Origin of the sequence: Streptomyces mesophilus (assembly GCF_040300965.1) — a bacterium.
GTDB lineage: Bacteria > Actinomycetota > Actinomycetes > Streptomycetales > Streptomycetaceae > Streptomyces > Streptomyces mesophilus_A.
The window spans coordinates 1-18,050 of sequence record NZ_JBEPEW010000031.1 but is presented as its reverse complement, the minus strand read 5'-3'; the positions used below and the strand labels follow the sequence as shown (position 1 = coordinate 18,050).

The 18,050-nt window shown below is 70.1% G+C and carries 14 protein-coding genes and 1 riboswitch; of the genes, 5 read left to right on the top strand and 9 right to left on the bottom strand.

Annotated elements, in window-relative coordinates:
- Positions 1–32: 32 nt before the first annotated feature.
- The 6 genes from ABT367_RS14165 to ABT367_RS14140 all read right to left on the bottom strand — a co-directional run bounded on the left by ABT367_RS14165 (position 33) and on the right by ABT367_RS14140 (position 9,298).
- The gene (locus tag ABT367_RS14165; RefSeq protein ID WP_352253005.1) at positions 33–1,148 is read right to left on the bottom strand and encodes a hypothetical protein; all 1,116 of its coding nucleotides are present in this window, start codon (positions 1,146–1,148) and stop codon (positions 33–35) included.
- Between the two features lie 36 nt (positions 1,149–1,184).
- On the bottom strand, positions 1,185–1,952 hold the full coding sequence (locus ABT367_RS14160) for a hypothetical protein (protein ID WP_352253003.1): 768 nt from the start codon (positions 1,950–1,952) through the stop codon (positions 1,185–1,187).
- 111 nt (positions 1,953–2,063) lie between these two features.
- The gene (locus tag ABT367_RS14155) at positions 2,064–2,990 is read right to left on the bottom strand and encodes a hypothetical protein (RefSeq protein WP_352253001.1); all 927 of its coding nucleotides are present in this window, start codon (positions 2,988–2,990) and stop codon (positions 2,064–2,066) included.
- Positions 2,991–3,129: 139 nt separating this feature from the next.
- A complete protein-coding gene (locus tag ABT367_RS14150; protein ID WP_352252999.1) occupies positions 3,130–5,562 on the bottom strand; it encodes a polysaccharide lyase 8 family protein in 2,433 nt (810 codons plus the stop codon).
- Positions 5,563–5,692: 130 nt separating this feature from the next.
- Positions 5,693–8,140 carry a polysaccharide lyase 8 family protein gene (locus tag ABT367_RS14145; RefSeq protein WP_352253083.1) on the bottom strand — a complete coding sequence of 816 codons (2,448 nt, stop codon included), beginning with the start codon at positions 8,138–8,140 and terminating at the stop codon, positions 5,693–5,695.
- A gap of 165 nt (positions 8,141–8,305) precedes the next feature.
- Positions 8,306–9,298, bottom strand: coding sequence for a glycoside hydrolase family 26 protein (locus ABT367_RS14140; RefSeq protein ID WP_352252997.1), 993 nt, complete (start codon positions 9,296–9,298; stop codon positions 8,306–8,308).
- 367 nt (positions 9,299–9,665) lie between these two features.
- Between ABT367_RS14140 and ABT367_RS14135 the strand changes: the two genes are divergently transcribed.
- The 4 genes from ABT367_RS14135 to ABT367_RS14120 all read left to right on the top strand — a co-directional run bounded on the left by ABT367_RS14135 (position 9,666) and on the right by ABT367_RS14120 (position 15,148).
- Complete coding sequence (locus ABT367_RS14135; RefSeq protein ID WP_352252995.1) at positions 9,666–11,249, top strand: glycosyltransferase family 2 protein; 1,584 nt, start codon at positions 9,666–9,668, stop codon at positions 11,247–11,249.
- Between the two features lie 106 nt (positions 11,250–11,355).
- Positions 11,356–13,296 carry an acyltransferase family protein gene (locus ABT367_RS14130; protein ID WP_352252993.1) on the top strand — a complete coding sequence of 647 codons (1,941 nt, stop codon included), beginning with the start codon at positions 11,356–11,358 and terminating at the stop codon, positions 13,294–13,296.
- Between the two features lie 6 nt (positions 13,297–13,302).
- On the top strand, positions 13,303–14,250 hold the full coding sequence (locus ABT367_RS14125) for a family 16 glycosylhydrolase (protein ID WP_352252991.1): 948 nt from the start codon (positions 13,303–13,305) through the stop codon (positions 14,248–14,250).
- Between the two features lie 55 nt (positions 14,251–14,305).
- Positions 14,306–15,148, top strand: coding sequence for a hypothetical protein (locus tag ABT367_RS14120; protein WP_352252989.1), 843 nt, complete (start codon positions 14,306–14,308; stop codon positions 15,146–15,148).
- Positions 15,149–15,261: 113 nt separating this feature from the next.
- Here ABT367_RS14120 and ABT367_RS14115 read toward each other — a convergent pair whose 3' ends face one another.
- From ABT367_RS14115 to ABT367_RS14105, 3 genes are all read right to left on the bottom strand, one after another.
- On the bottom strand, positions 15,262–16,089 hold the full coding sequence (locus ABT367_RS14115) for a bifunctional 5,10-methylenetetrahydrofolate dehydrogenase/5,10-methenyltetrahydrofolate cyclohydrolase (protein WP_352253081.1): 828 nt from the start codon (positions 16,087–16,089) through the stop codon (positions 15,262–15,264).
- Positions 16,090–16,184: 95 nt separating this feature from the next.
- A riboswitch (ZMP/ZTP riboswitch) is annotated at positions 16,185–16,268 on the bottom strand.
- A 168-nt stretch (positions 16,269–16,436) separates the two neighbouring features.
- Positions 16,437–16,865: an acyl-CoA thioesterase gene (locus ABT367_RS14110; RefSeq protein WP_434975466.1), complete on the bottom strand. Its 429-nt coding sequence runs from the start codon at positions 16,863–16,865 to the stop codon at positions 16,437–16,439.
- A gap of 84 nt (positions 16,866–16,949) precedes the next feature.
- Entirely contained in the window at positions 16,950–17,579 is a 630-nt protein-coding gene (locus tag ABT367_RS14105) for a hypothetical protein (RefSeq protein WP_352252985.1), read from the bottom strand.
- 217 nt (positions 17,580–17,796) lie between these two features.
- On the opposite strand from ABT367_RS14105, the gene ABT367_RS14100 reads away from it, so the two are divergent.
- Positions 17,797–18,050 (top strand): hypothetical protein (locus ABT367_RS14100; protein WP_352252983.1); only part of this gene is annotated, 254 nt, incomplete at its 3' end.

Below are 18,050 nucleotides of genomic sequence, written 5' to 3'. Positions count from 1 at the left end.
CCCGGTGCGGGCCGGGCCCGCGTCGCCCGGTGTCAGTCCTGGTCGGCCAACTCCCATACGGAGAGCGTCGATCCGTCCTCGGAGACGGTGTACCAGGTACCGTCGCCCGCGGGCCCGACCGGTCCCGACACCGGCTGCGGATAGCTGATGTGGGCCCGTAGCGTCATGTCGTCCGTGCCGACCAGCCAGTGGCGGGCGGGCCCCTGTCCGGCGTCGCTCCCCGAGGTGCCCGCGACGACCGTGTTCTCCGCCATGAAGGCGGCCGCGAAGTCCCAGTACACCCGCCGGCCGGCCGACTGCGCCGGCACGGCGTCGGCCGCGTCCAGGTCCCGCAGGATCGCACCGTCCGCGGCGTCGTGCAGATAGAGCGCGTCCTGCTGGACATCCGTCGCCAGGAGACGGCGTCCCGAGGGGCTCACGTCGAGCAGCACCGTCTCGTCGTCGATCTTCCGTACGGACAGGGCCCCGCCGTCCAGGCGGCCCCACAGCGCGGGGGACCCCTCCTCGCCCTCGCCGATGCTCAGACCCATCTGCGCCGGGTCGGGGTGCACGGTGTGGAACGAGCCCGAGGCCATGGTGCCCGTGCTCACGCGGCCGAGCAGCCGGCCGTCGGCGGCGTCGAGGACGAGCCACAGCTCGTCCTCCTCCGCGTCCTCCCCGTCGCCCGCGAGCGGGCCGCGCACATGGGCCCAGACGACCTTGCCGTCGGCGGAGAAGGCGGCCGAGCCGCTGTCGGGGTACGCGTGCTCGCCGTCCTCGCCGGTGTCGTCGGCGTACTCGGCGAACTCCTCGTGCAGCCGCGGGCATTCACCGCCCCAGCACGCGTGCCGCACCTCCCAGAGCGTCGCCCCCGTCGCGTCCACGGCACGCAGCGCGTGCAGCCCGGCGAACACGGCGATGTCCGCCCCGGGGGAGACGGCCGTCGTGCCGAAGGCGCGCGGCCACGGGGCGGGGAAGCGCACCACGTCGCCCGATACGGGGTCGAGCACGGCGAGTGCGGTGTCGGAACGCTGCACGACAAGCCTGCCCCCGGCCGTGTGCAGGACGACGGGAGCGTCGGCGGAGCCGGGCTCGAACGGAGCCTGTAGGGCGGCGACGAGCCGGGCCGCGCGCTGCGCGTCAGCTCCATGTATGGGATCGGTGGACATGGACGGCATGCTTCCACACAGGCCGTCCGGGTGTGCTCACGACCGCACCACCGGCCCCTCCGCCGCGGTCTCCGCCTTCAGGAGCCGCAGGAACGCCTTGAGGCCGACGATGAGCTCCTCGTTGTCGGACAGCCGGTTCACCTTCTCCTCGAACTCCCGGGCCAGCTCCGCGTAGCGGCGGTCCGCCTCGTCCGCGCGGTGGTGGACCGAGTGCCCCAGGGCGTCGACGGTGCCGTGCAGCCGGGCCAGCGCCCGGTACTGCTCCTCGGCCTTCTCCTCGAGCAGCTTCGTCGCGGATACGGAGCGGTCCACCCGTATCCGCAACTCCGCCACGTCGTCGCGCGGGAAGGTCACATCGCGCAGCAACAGGCCGAGACGGCCGCGCAGTTGGGCGAAGTAGGCGCCCGCGGGCCGGAACGCGGTGCTCAGGAGAAAGAAGCCCGCGGCCCAGTAGCCGACGGCCCGGCCGGCGACCAGGCCCGCGGCGAGCACCACGGCGGCCGTCACGACATGGCCCGCCACGGCCACCCGCAGCATCATGCGGGCGATCCGGCGGGCCTCGGTGTCCCGCTCCTTCGGGACCGCCAGGCCCTTCTCGCGGCTGATCGCGATCTCGGCGAGGACGGAGTGCGCCCGGAAGTAGAGGTTCCAGGGAGCGGTGAGCAGCAGAAGCAGCCAGAGCAGCCCGAGGACGGCGGCCCCGACGCCGAGCACGAGCCCGGGCGGTGCGCCCACCGCGTAGGCGATGACGAGCGCGAGCACTGCGGCTCCCGCGATGGCGAATGCCCCCAACACCTTGCCCATGGCGCCCCCTTGGCTCCGCCGACTCCTGTGGGCATGGTCGCGCGAACGCCGCGGCCGGGCATGAGTAGCCGTACTCATGCCCGGCCACCGGTTCACTTCGGGCCCTGCCGATCAGCTCCAGGTCGGCGAATTGCCGAACCCCTCCCCGTACGGCACCGGCCGCCCGGTGGAGGCATCGAGCAGGATGCGGTCGCCGACCGGGCGGTCGAGCCGTACCGTCACCTTCTTGGTCCGCAGCGCCATGGTGCAGGGGCCGTCGGTCTTCACCCCGGCCACGGAACCGGAGAGCACCACGCTGTCGCCGTCCTCGAACACGGCGACCCGGGGCCCGTCGTCGCAGTCGCCATGCGTCGAGAGCACCGTCAGCGTGCGTGCGTCGACGGAGAACTCCAGCACCTGTTGCACCTGGTCGAGTTCGCCGGGGGCATAGCCGCGCGCCGGGCCGATCGGGGGCTCGGGGAGCTTCGACGGATCCAGCGCGGCCCGCTTCAGCGGGGTGTCGTATCCCTTCAGGGTGAACAGCCACGCGGGCACGGTCACCGGACCGCGGCTCGACTCCAGTGTCATCCGGCCCAGTTCGACACCGGTCACCGTCAGGTGATGCTTGTCGTCGAAGCTGCCGAACAGGCCCTGGAACGCGGCCCGCGCCGCGAGGTGGGGGCGGGTGACCGTGGTCCCGTCGGCGAAGTGCGCCTGACCCGACGGCGGTGCGGCGGCGGGCAGTTCGGCGTCCAGTCGTGCACTCTGCATTCCGTACGCGAGCCGGTCCGCGGCGCTGTGGAAGCCGCCCTCGGGCAGCTGGACGATCGGGCTCATCGGGTGGTAACCGGCGGCCCACTGCTCGGCGGCCCCCGAGCCGCTCCAGGTTTCGGCGACCTCCTGGGCCCTCGGGTGCGGGGCCGTGGACGCGGCCGGCGGTGACACCCGGGCCCGGTCGCCGGCGCCGCCGGCCCGCTCCTCTCCGCAGGCCGTGGCGAACGCGGTCATCAGGGCGAGAGGCAGCAGGAGCACGGTGCGGCGGATGAGGGTGGTGCGCATGAGATCCCCCTGGGGACGGCGGGCCGCGCGCCGGGGCGCGGCGGAGTACCCCGAGGACGCCCGGGAGGCGGCCGGCGTTCGGCCGCCTCCCAGTGTGGTGCAACCGTGGTGTACGGGACACCTTCGGGGCGCCACCAGGTCACCCCAGCTTCACCGTGATCTTCTGTGTGGCCCCCGCCGTCCCGCTCAAGTCACTGAAGGCCAGCTTCAGTTGGGACCCGGTGGTCGCCGAGGTCACGGTCGCCGGCTTGGAGGTCACGGAGGCGACGGCGCGGTTCCAGGTCAGGGTCAGGGCGGTCTGCATCCGCATCGGATCGCTGACGCAGACGACCGCCGTACCGTCGGACTTCTCCGTGATCATGACGCTGCACGGTGCACTCGCGGTCAGCGCCCCCACCGTCCCGCCGAACCAGAAGTTGACCCCGGTGAAGCCGAGCGAAGGCACCCGTACGCCTTGCTGGTCATTGGTGTTGGCGAGGATCTGCAGCCAGGCGGTGTCGGCCGCCCGCGCCGAGGTCTGTGCCGTGGTCGCGCCCGGCATGACCAGATAGGCGTACGACGCGTCGGTCGGGTTGGAGCCGTGGTCGACGTACAGGGTGAGGTACTTGCGGTTGAGCGCGGTCGTCGAGCCGCCCCTGTTGATGTCGCTCCACCTGCCGCTGCGGGAGTCCCGCAACGCCTTCACCGTCGCACCGCCCGGGAAGACATAGCCGCCGTGCCCGCCGATGTGCGCCCACTTCGCACCGGTCAGCGTCTCGGACCAGGGATACGTGGCCGGCTTGAGCGTGCCGTCGACCGTGAATCCGCTGTTGCCGGTGGGACCGAGGTTGCGGTTCTCGACCGTGGACTCGACGTTCACGTTGTCCGTGCACTTGATGCCCGCGCCCAGGCAGACGACCGCGTCGTCCAGGCAGAACCACGACTTCTTCGCCATCAGAGTGGACTGCAGTCCCCTGAGGTACTGGCCGACGGAGGCCCGCTGGCCGTCCGTCGCACCGCCCACCCAGTTGACGTCCGGCATCGAGGCGCCCCAGTCGCCGCCCGCCGCATCGGCGAGCACCTTGCGCGAGGCCGTGATGCCCGGCAGGCGGTACGGGTCGACGGTCGGCCAGAAGGCGTCGCTGTACTGCCCGTTGGCGTAGTCGGAGCCCCACCAGTAGAGCATTCCGGAACCCGTGTGCCAGCCGCGCAGATTCTCGCCGTTGCCGGTCTCGTAGTACGTGATCCGCTTGTCGGCCATGCTGAGCGACGCGGCCCAGCCGGGTCTGCGGTGTGTCGCGCGGGCCATGTTCGGGAACAGCCGGTGGCCGGTGGGCTCGGCGATCGCGGTGACGGCGGAGTCGTTCGCGACCGCGTGCAGCCGGGACAGGCTCACCACGCCCATGGACGGGTTCTGCAGCGGAGGGCTGTAGTAGTCGCGCTGGATCCAGCCCTTCACCAGACCGCGCCAGCGCGCCTTCTCCGTGGCGCTCGCGCCCTCCGCGAGCAGCACGATCGAGGCGAGGATCGAGTGGCCGCGCAGATGGTCGTTCTGCATCACGGCCTGGGGGTCGGTCGCGGAGACGCCCCGGCTGATCGCGCGCCCGGACACGTTGTCCATGATCAGACCGTTGTAGAGGAACGGCGCCCACGCGTTCTCCACGGCGTCGAACACGATCTGCCGCTTGGGATCCGTCACGGCCCAGGTCGACCCGGCCAGCAGCGCGAACAGCAGGCCGAGCCCGCCGAGCAGCACGGAGCCGTAACTGCCGGTGTACGGGACGGTGGTGTGCTGGATGAACGAGCCGTCGGCGTACAGCCCGTCGCCGCCCGTGACGTAGGGGAAGACGGGCGAGAGCGCGTCCCGGCCGAGCGCGATCTTCGCCGAGTTCGCGCCGACCACGCCGCGCAGGATGAGGACACGGCACAGATCGACCCGGTTCGCACCGGTCGAGGTACCCGTGTAGGTGGCGACCGCCGAGTCCGGTACGAACTTGTCGACGGCCCGGCAGTAGTTGGCCGTCTGCGTCGCGGAGAGGTGCTCGTACATCAGGACACAGGTGTCGAGGAGTGCCTGCGGGGCGCCTATCTGCCAGCTGTACCAATTGCCGAAGCGGGCCTGGTTCTCGTTGTAGACCCGCGTGTAGAGGTGGTCGAGGCCGGTGAGGATCGCCGTCTTGAGCGCCGCGTCTCCCGTCAGGCCCGTGCCCTGCTGGCAGTACGCCTGGGCCATGGTCTGCAGCCGGTAGTAGCTCTCCGCCATCCGCCCCGAGTAGCCGTACGAGTCCTGGTCGGTGTCCGGCTCGGGGTCCGCGAAGTTCAGGTCGGGCCAGAGCGAGCCCGTGGCCGGAGCCATGCTCGCGTGGTAGCCGCTCGCGCTCGTGCCCAGTTCGGCGAGCTTGGACTTGAAGGGCTCGGAGGTCGGGCTGAAGCCCGAACCGAGGAGCAGCGCACGCCACTTGGCGCGCAGGGTGTCGTGCTCCGTGGCGCCGTGGGCGACCCCGCCGAACAGCGGGATGCCGAGCGCGAACGCGCCCAGGGATACGGCGCCGGTGGTGGCGAGGAACGTACGGCGGGACCAGGATCGCGTCATTGCGGTCTCCGGAGGGCGAGTGGGGGAGCGGGGGAGTGGCCGGGTGGTGCACAGAGCGCGGTGGCGTCGGCGTACTTCGATGTACACCGACGCCACCGCGCGTCACAAGAGTTCGATCAAGCCTCGACGATCAGCCGGTGCGCACCTGAACCTTGTGCGTGGCGCCGTAACTGCCGCTCAGATCACCGAAGGTGAGCTTCAGCTCGCGGCCCGTCTCCACCGAGGTCACGGCGCCCGGCTTGCTCGTCACCGACTTCACCGGTCGCTTCCAGACGAGCGTCAGGCCCGTGACCGTACGGGAGGGGTCCGAGACGCAGATCGTCGCGGTGCCGTCCCGCTTCTCACGGATCTGCACGCACACCGGGGCGCTCGCCGTGATCTTGCCGACGGTCCCGGCCTCCCAGAAGTTCACCCCGGTGAAGCCGAGCGACGGCACCCGGATGCCCTGCTGCCGCGGGGAGTTCGCGGTGATCTCCAGCCAGCCGCGGTCGTACGCGCGGGCCGCGGTACGGGCCGCGCTCGCGCCCGGCAGCATGACGTAGGAGTACGAGCCGTCGGTGGGGTCGGTGCCGTGGTCCTGCCACAGCGTGAGGTAGCGCCGGGTGAACTCCTTGGGCGAGCTGCCCCGGTTGACGTCCTTCCACGCACCGGTCCGCTCCTCGCGCAGCACATTGAGGGTCGTACCGCCCGGGAAGACATAGCCCGCGTGCCCGGCGACATGCGCCCACTTCGTGCCCGCACGCTTGGTGCTCCAGCCCTGCGTGGTGGGCTGCGCACCGCCGTCAAGGAGCAGCCGGGGCTCGCCCGATGCACCGAGGTTGCGGTTGTCGACCACCGTCTCCACGCCCGCGCCGTCGGTGGAGGTGATGCCGGCGCCGAGGCAGACGACCGCGTCGTCCAGCCAGAACCAGGCCTTCTTCGCGGTCATCGTCGAGAAGATGCCCCGCAGCTGCTGACCCGTCGTACCGAACTCGCCGTCGGTCACCCCGCCCACCCAGGCGAAGTCCGGCTTCGGGCCGGCCCAGTCGCCGCCCTGGCCATCGGTCAACGGCTTCTTGGAGACGGTGATGCCGGGCAGGCGGTACGGGTCGACGGTGGGCCAGTAGTGGTCCGCGTACTGCTCGAGACCGTGGTCGGCGCCCCACCACTGCAGCCAGCCCGACCCGGTGTGCCACATCCGCAGGCCCTCGCCGTTGCCGGTCTCGTAGTGCGAGATCCGGGTCGAGGCCATGCTGAGCGAGGCCGCCCAGTCGCGGCGGCGGTGCGTGAGCCGGTCCATGTTGGGGAACACCCGGTGCTCGACCGGCTCGGGCGCCGGCTTGATCGAGTCGTCCGCCTCCAGCTCGTACAACTGCGAGGTGCGAAGCAGGCTGAGCTTGGGGTTCTCCAGGGCCGTGCCGTAGTAGTCGCGGCGCATCCAGCCCTTGACCATCGCGTTCCAGCGGGCCTGCTGCTCGGGGCTCGCGCCCTTGCCGAGCAGCACGATCGAACCCATCACGCCGTGCGAGCGGTTGTGGTCGTCCTGCGGCAGCTGGAAGGGGTCGCTCGCGACCAGACCGCGACTGACGCCGCGGCTGGAGACGTTGTCCATCATCAGGCCGTTGTAGACGAACGGCGCGATGGCCATCTCCACAGTGTCCAGGAACTGCTGCGCACCCGGGTCGGTCACCTGCCAGGCCGAGTCGCGCAGCAGCGCGAAGAGCCGGCCGAGCCCGTCGTTGAGCACGGCGCCGTAGCCGCCGATGTACGGGATCGAGGTGTGCTGGATGAACGAGCCGTCGGCGTAGTAGCCGTCGCCGGTGGTGACGAACGGGAAGACGGGGGAGAGGGAGTCGCGGCCGAGGGTGATCTTCTGCTCGCTGCCGCCGACGACACCGCGCAGGATCATCGCGCGGCACAGGTCAACGCGGTTGGCGCCGGTGGACGTGCCCGTGTAGTTGTCCATCACGGAGTCGGGCACGAAGTGGTCCACGGCCCGGCAGTACTTGGCTATCTGCTCGGCCGTGAAGTGCTCGAAGAGCAGCACCGCGATGTCCATCAGGGACTGCGGGGCGCCGATCTGCCAGTTGTACCAGTTGCCGTAGCGGGCCTGGTTCTCGTTGTAGACCTGCGTGTACAGGTGCTCGACGCCGGCGATCACCGCGTCCTTGAGGCCGGCGTCACCGGTCAGGCCCGAGCCGGGTTGCGCGTAGGCCTCGGCCATCGTGTAGAGCTTGCCGAAACTGGACTGGATCTGGCCGGAGAAGCCGTACGACTCCTGGTCGGTGTCCGGCTCCGGGTCCTTGTAGACCATGCCGGGCCACAGCGAACCGTCGGCCGGGGCCATGGTGTCCCAGTTGGCCTTGGCGTTGGTGCCGAGCGTGGCGAGCTTCGACTTGAAGGGCTCCGCGGACGGGCTGAAGCCCTCGCCGAGGATCAGCGTCCGCCACTTGGCGCGCAGCGCGGCGAAGTCGTCGGCGGTGGCCTCTGCCGTCAGCGCCTGTGCGCTGCCGGCGGTGAACGTACCGGTGAGACCGAGGGCTAGCGCAGTGCCGCCGCTGGTGGCGAGAAAACCGCGGCGGGACCAGTACGTCGACAGTGCGGTCATGGGAGAACTCCGGAGGGACGTACGACGGGGGGCAGGAGCAAGCGGTTTCTAACACGCAAGCGCTCAAACGCTCAATAGATCGCACGGAGTTGAACGTTTTGATCGTTCAATCCCTCGAAGTCTCTGTTCAGTTAAGGCGGCTATGGGGGCCTTGCGTCAGTGCGAGCTGCCCAAGCTGCCCGGATCGAAGCCGAAAGCGCCGTCCGCGGCATTCGTACGGAACGCCTGTTCCGCCTGGGCGCCGCTGTCGATGCGCCAGTTGCTCTCCTTGTCGATGTTGAACCAGATGAAGCCGAGCACATCGTCGCGCGAGGCGACGCCCTGGAACAGGCTGTTGATGTCGGAGGCCTTACGGCTGCCCGGCTCGGATCCCGTCTCGGGGATGAGGAAGGGCTTCTGCGTGAAGGTCCGGATCTCGTCCATCGTCGAGCCGTACAGCGACTTGAACGTGCTGGGCCCGTTCTTGACGTAGTAGCCCACGACACCGACCCAGTCGACGTACTCGTCGCCCGGCCAGTACGGCTTCAGCTTCACGTTCGGCACCGGGAGCGTGATGTTCGCGCTCCAGGTCCAGATGACGTTGCTCGCACCCTCGTCCTTGAAGAGGTCGTGCACGTGCTTCCACGCCGCCACGAAATCCTTGGCGGAGGCCTTGCCCGAACCCCACGGGTACCAGTCGCCGTTCATCTCGTGCCCGAAGGTCATCGCGATCGGGACATCGAGCTTGCGTACATTCTTCGCGTAGTCGCGGATGTACGCGTCGCTCTTGCCCGCCGCGATGGAGGAGAGTGAGGCGTCGAAGGGCTCCCAGTTCATGAAGGGAAGCGCGCCCTTGGCCCAGATGTCCTTGGCCTCGGCAGAATTGAAGGGAGTGTTCCAGGCGACGAAGTACCCGACGAGGTTGGGGTTCTTTCCGGCTGCCTTCGAGAATTCATCCATCGGCTTGAGCGAGCCGGGAATCCCGTCCGCGGCCATTCCCAGATACTTCTTTTCGGGGTGCAGAAGCGGCTTGATGTTGTACGCGTCCGAACTCGCCGTATCGGCGTTCATCGAGCCGGCGGCGTTCGAAGCGCCGGCGCCGCAGCCGGCGACACCCAGGAGGAGCGCCCCCAGGGTCAGGGGGACGGCGACGGTACGCAGAGGCTTCATGGCGGGCTGACTTTCGTCGGGGGTGAGTTCGCTGAATACGGGCGAAAATTCAGCCTAGGGCGGAAGGGCCTGCGGCCACTTCGGGAATGTGGCCCGTCGCGTGCGCCGGCGTCTCGGTCTTTCGGCCGACTCCAGGACCGCACCCCTCGGTCATATGGGCGCGAGTCGTGGGACCAAGGTCAATAAAAACTGTGTGAGGGCGCTGTCGGGCCGGAGTAAATGTGCCAGGTCACGGGTGCGGATACGGCCTGTATTCGGCTTTCTGTTACATGGCCGACGGCTTTTTGTGCGTGGTGGATATCCGGGGGGCTTCCGCATAATCGGTGAGTTGCAATCCCGGCAGCTCACCGAACCCGAAGGAAAGACCATGGGCACCAGCGGAACCCTGTCTCCGCCCGGCGGCATCGTCGCGCCGCCGACGGACCAGGAGGTGTATGCGTATCTCGGGCCTCAGCGGCGCTGGGTCCTGCTGTGCATGTCCGCCTCCTACGTCTTCGGCGCCGTGACGCTGTTCCTCTTCGCGCTGCGCGCCCCGGTGCTCTACGGCTTCATGGGCATCCTCGCCCTCAACTCCGTCGCCTGGCTCCTGGCGAGCATGGACGGCCAGAGCAGGCGGCGGGTGACCCGCGAGGGCCACGAAGCAGTGCTGCGCGGCTGGGCGCCGGCGGACCCGCCGAGCGTCGACATCTTCCTGCCCTCGTGCGGTGAACCCCTCGACGTGCTGCGCAACACCTTCCACCACGTCTCCCGGCTCGACTGGACCGGACCGCTGCGCGTGTGGGTCCTCGACGACTCCGGCTCGCACCAAGTCCGCGCCCTCGCGGGTGAGTTCGGCTTCGAGTACCGCAGCCGCCCGGACCGCGGCCATCTGAAGAAGGCCGGCAACCTCAACTACGGCCTGGAGCACTGCGACGGCGAGTTCGTCACGATCTTCGACGCCGACTTCTGCCCGCGACCGGACTTCCTGCACCACCTCATGCCCTACTTCGACGACCCGGGCGTCGGCATCGTGCAGAGCCCGCACGTCTTCGACACCGGACGTGAACTCTCCTGGATCGAGCGGGCCTCGGGCGCCTGGCAGGAGATCTTCTTCCGCTGGCTGATGCCCTCGCGCGACGCCGAGTCGGCCTCCATCTGCTGCGGTTCGAACGCCGTGTACCGCCGCTCCGCGCTCCGTATCACCGACGGGTTCGCGAAGATGGAGCACAGCGAGGACATGTACACCTCGATCGCGATGGCGCAGCACGGCTTCGCCACCCGCTACGTCCCGGTACAGATCGCCAAGGGGCTCTCGCCGGACACCCTCTCGGCCGCCGTCAACCAGCAGTACCGCTGGTGCATGGGCAATCTGCAGCTCATGGTGAAGCGCGACTTCTACCGGATGAAGATGTCCTGGCGCGCCCGCGCCGCCTACTTCAGCGGCTTCGCCAACTACATCGCCGGCGCCATCAACGTGTACGTGATGCCGCTGCCGATGATGATCATGTACTGGTTCGCTCCGCAGGACATCCGGGCCTGGCACGTCCTTCCGCTGCTCGTGCCCGCCTGGGTCTTCCTCGTCCTGCTGCCGTCGGTCGCCACCACCCGCTGGCGCTTCGACGCGCTGCGCGGCACCACCCTGTTCAGCGTCGCCCACGGTGTGGCGTTCCTGCATCTGCTCAAGCGACGGCACAGCGAATGGGTGCCGACCGGTGCCGCGAAGAAGCGCAACCCGCTCGCGCACACCATCAGCAAGGTCGCCGTCGTCTGGTTCTCCCTGGTCAACCTGGGCCTCGTCGCGGGCGCCGCCTACGCATCCGTGAACGGCGGTCTGGCACACGTCTGGGGATCGATGGTCTTCGTCCTCTCGTACGTGGCCATCACCGGCCCCGTCATCCGTGAGGCGCTGCTCACCCTGCGCCCGTCCCCGGCCCTCGCCCGCAACCCCCTCCTCGCGAAGGAAGCAGCATGAACCACTCGCAGAGCTGGCCCAGCGGGCTCGCCATCACCTCGGTCCTCGTCCTCGTCGCGTTCCTGGCCACCGGCTGGGCCGACCCCATGATCAGCTGGCTCACCAAATGAAGTTCAGAACGGACATCGAGGGGCTGCGGGCCGTCGCCGTCCTCGCCGTCGTCGGATTCCACGCCGGCATCCCGTACTTCACCGGCGGCTACACCGGGGTGGACGTCTTCTTCGTCATCTCCGGCTTCCTGATCACCGGACTGCTCGTCAAGGAGATCCGGGAGACCGGCCGCGTCCGTATCGCGGAGTTCTACGCACGCCGTGCGCGGCGCATCCTGCCCTCGGCCGCGGTGGTGCTCGTCGCGACCCTGGTCGCGAGCTGGTTCATCCTGACCCCGCTGCGCCGGCCCGACGTGGCCTGGGACGCCATCACCTCCGCGTTCTCGATGGCCAACTGGCGCTTCATCGCGCACAACACCGACTACATGGCGGCCGGGCAGAGCCAGAGCCCGCTGCTGCACTTCTGGTCGCTGGCGGTCGAGGAGCAGTTCTATGTGCTGCTCGCCCCGCTCCTGTGGCTGCTCGCCCGCAAGTTCCGCCGAGGCATCGCCCCGGTGCTGCTCGTGGTGACCGTGGCCTCCTTCGCGCTCAGCCTGTACTGGACGCAGCTCAACCAGAGCCTCGCCTATATGGCCTCGCCCACCAGGGCCTGGCAGTTCGGGCTCGGCGGGCTGCTCGCCCTGGTGGCGTGGGCGCCGCGCCGCAAGCTCACCGCGCACACGCTCGGGGTGCTCGGCGCCGGGGCCGTCCTCGCCTCCGTCGTGCTGTTCACCTCCAAGACCCCGTTCCCCGGCTGGGCCGCCGTGCTGCCGACCCTCGGCGCGGTCGCGCTGATCGCGGCCGGTCCGCAGGGCGTGATCGGCCGGGCCCTGTCCCTGCGGCCGATGCGCAGGCTCGGTCAGCTCTCGTTCGCCTGGTACCTGTGGCACTGGCCGGTGATCGTCCTCGTCGACGCCGCCGCCGGCGAGCAGCCCTGGCCGGTCAAGACCGCCCTCGGCGTGGCCAGCCTGCTGCCCGCCTGGCTCACCATGCGGTACGTGGAGCGTCCGCTGCGGTACGCGAAGGCGCTGCGGCAGGGCGCACGCCCCAGCCTCAACCTGGGACTCGCCGCCACGGTCCTCCCGCTCGTCGCGGCCCTCGCGGTCGGCAGCGGTTCGCTGCGCGAGCTGACGGGCGGCCTGACCAACCTGCAGCTGATCGGCGCGAGCAGCGGCTCCCACCTGATCACCAACCCGGTGACCGGCGGACTCGTGCCAAGCCCGCTCGACGCGTCCACCGACTACCCCCGGTCCGGCAAGTGCGAAGTGGCTCCGGACGGGACGACCAGCCCCGAGTGCCTGTTCGCGCACACCGGGTCCAAGGACCGCGTCGTCCTGTTCGGCGACTCGCACGCCGACCAGTGGTTCCCGGTCGCCCAGGACATCGCGCAGCAGCACGGCTGGGCGCTCGAGGACCTCACCAAGATGGGCTGCCCGGCCGCCAAGATGACCGTGCACAGCCCGCAGCTCGGCCGTGAGTACACCGAGTGCGACACCTGGCGCGCGAACACCCTGAAGCGGATCGCGGACGGCCCCAAGCCCAAGATGATCATCGTCGGCGAGCTCAACCAGTACGGGAAGTCCGCCGAGGACCTCGCCAAGGCATGGCAGCCGACGCTCAAGGCCCTCACGGCCACCGGCGCGCCCGTGGTCTACCTCCGGGACACCCCGATGCCGGGCAAGGACATCCCGGACTGCGTGTCCGGGGCGGACGACCCCGCGGAATGCGACTTCCCCGCCAAGCCGGCCCTGCGCCGCGACTTGATCGCCGAGCACCCGCCGGCGGGCGTGCACGTCGTGGACGTGGTCGACGCGGTCTGCCCGGACGGCGAGACCTGCCCGGCGGTCAAGGACGGCGTCCTCCTGTACCGCGACGACTCGCATCTGACCAACACCGCGGCGAAGGCGCTCGGCCCGCGGATCGAGGCGCAGATCCAGCGGCTCGGGCTCTTCGGGTAGCCCGCCGTGACCTCCCCGCACACCCGCCTCCGTACGCGGATCGGCACCGTCATCGGGCGGTGCCGTCCGCCGGCGGTGCTCATCGCGGTTCTGGTGCTCTGCGCCGCGGCGGCGTGCGCGGGCACCACCGAACAGGGCACCAACGGGCAGCGCTCGGGCGCCTCTTCCACGTGGCGCGAGGTGTTCCGCGACGACTTCACCGGCCGTGCGGGCACTCCGGTCTCCGCCGTCGACTGGCGTCACGACGAGGGCTACTGCTACCCGGGCTGCCCGGCCGCGAACTGGGGGACCGGTGAGATCGGCCGGCACACCGACTCCACCGCGAACTCCGCCCTGGACGGCGCGGGACACCTGGCCATCACCCCCCTGCGGGCCCCCGACGGAACCTGGACGTCGGCCCGTATCGAGTCCAAGCGCTCCGACTTCGCCGTACCGCCTGGCGGCACGCTCCGTATCGAGGCCTCCATCAAGCTGCCCGAGGTCGACACCTCTACGGGCAAGGGCTACTGGCCCGCCTTCTGGGCCATGGGCGAACCGATCCGCAGCAACGGCTACCAGGGCTGGCCGCAGTGGGGCGAGGTCGATGTGATGGAGCAGATCAACGGGCGGCCCGAGGTGTACTCCGCTCTGCACTCAGGAGCACCCGGTCAGAACCAGAGCCACCAGTCACCGCCGTTCTCCTGTCCGACCTGCAGCAGCGGTTTCCATGTGTACGCGGCCGAGATCGACGCCCACGAGGTGCGGTACTACGTCGACGGCGTGCTCCATCACCGCGTCACCGAGGACGAGTTGGGGGCACAGGCCTGGCAGGACGCGACCCAGCACGGCATGTTCCTGATCCTCAACGTCGCCATGGGCGGCAACTGGCCCGCCCAGCTGGGCGGCGGCCCCGACGCCGGCACGGTCCCCGGAAAGCCGATGCTGGTGGACTACGTGTCGGTCTCGACCCGCTGAACCTGCGCCCGGGCCCGGCGCATGAACTCCCGGTCCCGGTGGATAGATTCGCCTCATGTCTTCGATACCCGGACCCGGCGGAGCGCCGCAGCCGAACCCCTATCAGCAGCCGTCCACCCAGCCTCCGCAGGCTCCGGTCCAGCAGAATCCGTACGCCCAGCAGGCCCCGCCGCCGTTCCCGCAGCAGACGCCGCAGGGCGGGCCGCCCGCCGGTCCGCCCGGGTTCGGGCCGCAGTTCCCGGTGCCCACGCCCGCACCGCGCAAGTCGATCCCCGGCTGGGCCTGGGGGATCGGGGGTGTCGTGCTCGCCTCGGCCGCCTGGGCCGGAACCCTGTTCGCCACGGGCACGCTGTGGGCGAGCGGTGACTTCGGCGGGCACGCGTACGAGAAGGACCTGTGCTCGGTCGCCCAGCTGTCCTCCTTCGAGGGCCGCTACGAGAAGGGGACCGAGAAGAACGACGAGACCAAGTACTCCTCGAAGCGGCCGACGGTCGATCAGAGCTACTGCAGCTTCGACCTGAAGGACAAGGAGTCCACGGACGAGTACTCGAGCACGTACATCACCTACAACGCCACCTGGCACAAGGCCACGGACCCGTCGGCCGAGTACGCGGACCTCGCCAAGTCGAACGAGGACTACGACTACGAGGGCTCCAAGACCGTCGTGACCCGGCTCGACGGCATGGGCGACGAGGCCTGGCTGACGACGGAGACCGGCGACACCGACAAGGAGCTCAACCGGATGGAGGTGAACGTCCGCGAGGGCTGGTTCACCTTCCGGATGAGCTGGAGCGACTACAGCGCCTCGTCGTCGGGGGACAGCAAGGTCCCGTCCGCCGAGGACGTGGAGAAGTGGCTGGTCGCCGATGCGAAGGCGACGTTGAAGGAGCTGCGCTGAGTGTTGAAGGAGCTGTGCTGAGTAAGGAGCTGCGCCAAGTGCTGTGACGGGCGCGGGAGTCCGGCTCCCGCGCCCGTCGGGTGTGTCGACCCCCGCGCCGTCGGGAGTCCGGCTCAGGCGGTCTGCCGCTCCGCCGCGTCCACGGTCTGCTCGAGCAGCACCGCGATCGTCATGGGGCCGACACCGCCCGGCACCGGGGTGATCAGACTCGCGCGCTCCGCGGCCGAGTTGAAGTGCACATCGCCCACGTTGCCCGGGTTGTAGCCCGCGTCGATGACGACCGCGCCCTCCTTGATGTCCTCGCCGCGGATGAACTCAGGACGGCCCACGGCCGCGACCAGGATGTCCGCCTCGCGGATCACCTCGGAGAGATCCTTCGTACGCGAGTGGCAGTACGTCACCGTCGCGTTGCGCCCGAGCAGCAGCAGGCCGACGGGCTTGCCGAGGATCGCGCTGCGGCCGACGACCACCGCGCGCTTGCCGGTCGGGTCCACGCCGTACGCGTCGAGCAGCCGCATGATGCCGCCCGGCGTGCAGGAGGCGAAGCCCGGCAGACCGAAGCCCATCGCGGCGAAGGACGTCATGGTCACGCCGTCGACGTCCTTCTCGGGCGCGATCGCCTCGAACGCGGCGCGCTCGTCGATGTGTTCGCCGACCGGGTGCTGCAGCAGGATGCCGTGCACGTCGGGGTCTTCGGACAGTTCGGTGAGGGTGGCGACGAGCTGTTCGGTGGTGATGTCCGCGGGGAGCTCCACATGGCGGGACTCGATACCCGCCTTGGCGCAGCGGTTGCGCTTCATCTTCACGTACGTGACGGAGGCGGGGTCCTCGCCGACGAGGACGGTGGCGAGGCAGGGCGCCTTGCCGGTGCGCTCGGTGAGTGCGGCGGCCCGTGCGGCGGTGCGGTCGCCGATCTCTCGGGCGAGGGCGGTGCCGTCCATGAGTGGGGTCTCCCCTGCTCGAACGAAGTTGAGAGCTTGGGGATGGGCGGTGCGGGGGGCGCTGGTCATGGGTGCTCCTGAGCGTCGGGTGCGGTCTCGATCGCCCAGGCGCGCGGCAGCTTTGGTTTCGGCCGCTCCCCGGTGGTGCTCCACCTTTTGCGCCAGTCGCGGCCTCTTTCAGGGTAGTCGACGGGTCGGTGGCGGCGGGGTGCGGGGGCGGTGGGGGTGCGGGTGGGCGCCTGCGGCGGGCCGTTTCCCCTACCCGCCCCTTCCCGAAACCGGGGCTTCGCCCCGGACCCCCGCATCCGAACTTCGTTCGGATCTGCTCAAACGCCGCAGGGGCTGGGCTACAGCCCGAACCTCGCCGGATCCTTCGCCAGCGAGCGGATGCGTCCCGCCGGGTCCTCGAGCAGGCGCCGGGCCTCGAGGTCGAGGAAGCCGCCCACCGCCGTCACCTCGGCCGAGACCGTCCCGTCCACCTTCCGGATCATCTGCGAGAGCCGGAACGTCTTGCCCGTGCCCCACTCGAACCCGCACGTCACCTCGACCTTGTCCCCGGCGCGCAGCTCGCGCTTGTAGCGGATCGTCGTCTCCAGGACGACCGGGCCGATGCCGGCCGCCTGCAGGTCCTGCTGACGGATACCCGCCGCCTCGAACAGCTCCCAGCGCGCATGCTCCGCGTACTGCAGATACACGGCCTGATTGAGGTGCCCCTGCACATCGGTCTCATAGCCGCGCACGGTCACCGGCACGAAGAATTCGTCAGCCACGCTCATCCCTTCAACGGGTACGTCCACCAGCTCCAACTGCCCGGCACCGCAAGGCATTCCGGGCCCGCGACACTCCGGCTCCGGGCGCGCTCACACCCGCCGCGGCGAGGCCAGCAGCACCCGTCCGCGTCCGCGCGTGCGGTGCTCGCCCACCTGCCAGCCCGCCTTGGTCAGCACATCGGCGTACGAGGACAGCTCGCCCTCCGCGCCCCGTATCTCGACCGCTTCCGGCTGCTGCGTATCCGCCACCGCATAGCCGCCGGCCCCGCTCACCCCCGGCCGGCACCCGCCGGCCTCCAGGGCGAGCGCCGCCGCCTGCACCAGATGTCCGCGCTCCCAGGCACAGGGGCGGTCCGTTGAACCGTCCGGATTGGTCATCCGGCGCAGCTCGACAAGACCCTGCCAGGCGCTGTGCACCTCCCGTGTCCGCGCAGGACCGTCGCGGAGCGGCTCGGTCTCCTCGCCGGTGCGGGCCGCGAAGACGTCGTCGGCGGCCTCGGCGGCGCGCGCCGTGGGCGGCGGCGCTGCGGTCAGGAGCTCCTGGCGCAGCCGGTGTCCGGCCGGCGTCAGGAAGTACGCGCGCGGCGGCCGGGCGTGCCGGAAGGCCAGCCCGTGCCGCACCAGTGTCTCCAGCTGTGCCTCGGTCCCGCTGATCCGTCCCGTCACGTCCTCGGCACCCGCGAGCACGCGCCGCAACGGCGCCGTCAGCCGCCCTGTCATCTGGGCCCCCTTCCCGAATGAACGCCCTGCTCCGGACGCCCGCGCCCGGACGCCCCCACGCCTTGCACTCCCTGTCGACCATGCTGCCGCGCGCCACTGACAATCGCGCCCCGGCGGCGCACCCGAGCGGTACGAGCGATGCCCGGTCCTCCCCGCGCGCAGGGATCCACTCCGCGCGAGAGTGGGGCACAGGGGGACGACACCCCCAGGAGGAAGCATGGGAATCTTCGACGTGTTCAAGGGCGGCAAGGGCAAGGACGGGAACGCCGGTGAGGCCGCCAAGGAACAGGTGCAGGAGCAGGCGTCGGCCGGCGCGAGCACGGCCGAGTCCCCCGTCAGGAGCAGTGCGGAGGCGAACTCCAAGTTCACGGAGGAGGCCGCCTCCGCCACCCAGGCGGCCGCGGACCGCCTGATGGCCGACGCCAAGATCACGCCGCCCGCCCCGCAGGCGGCACCGAAGGCCGCGGCACC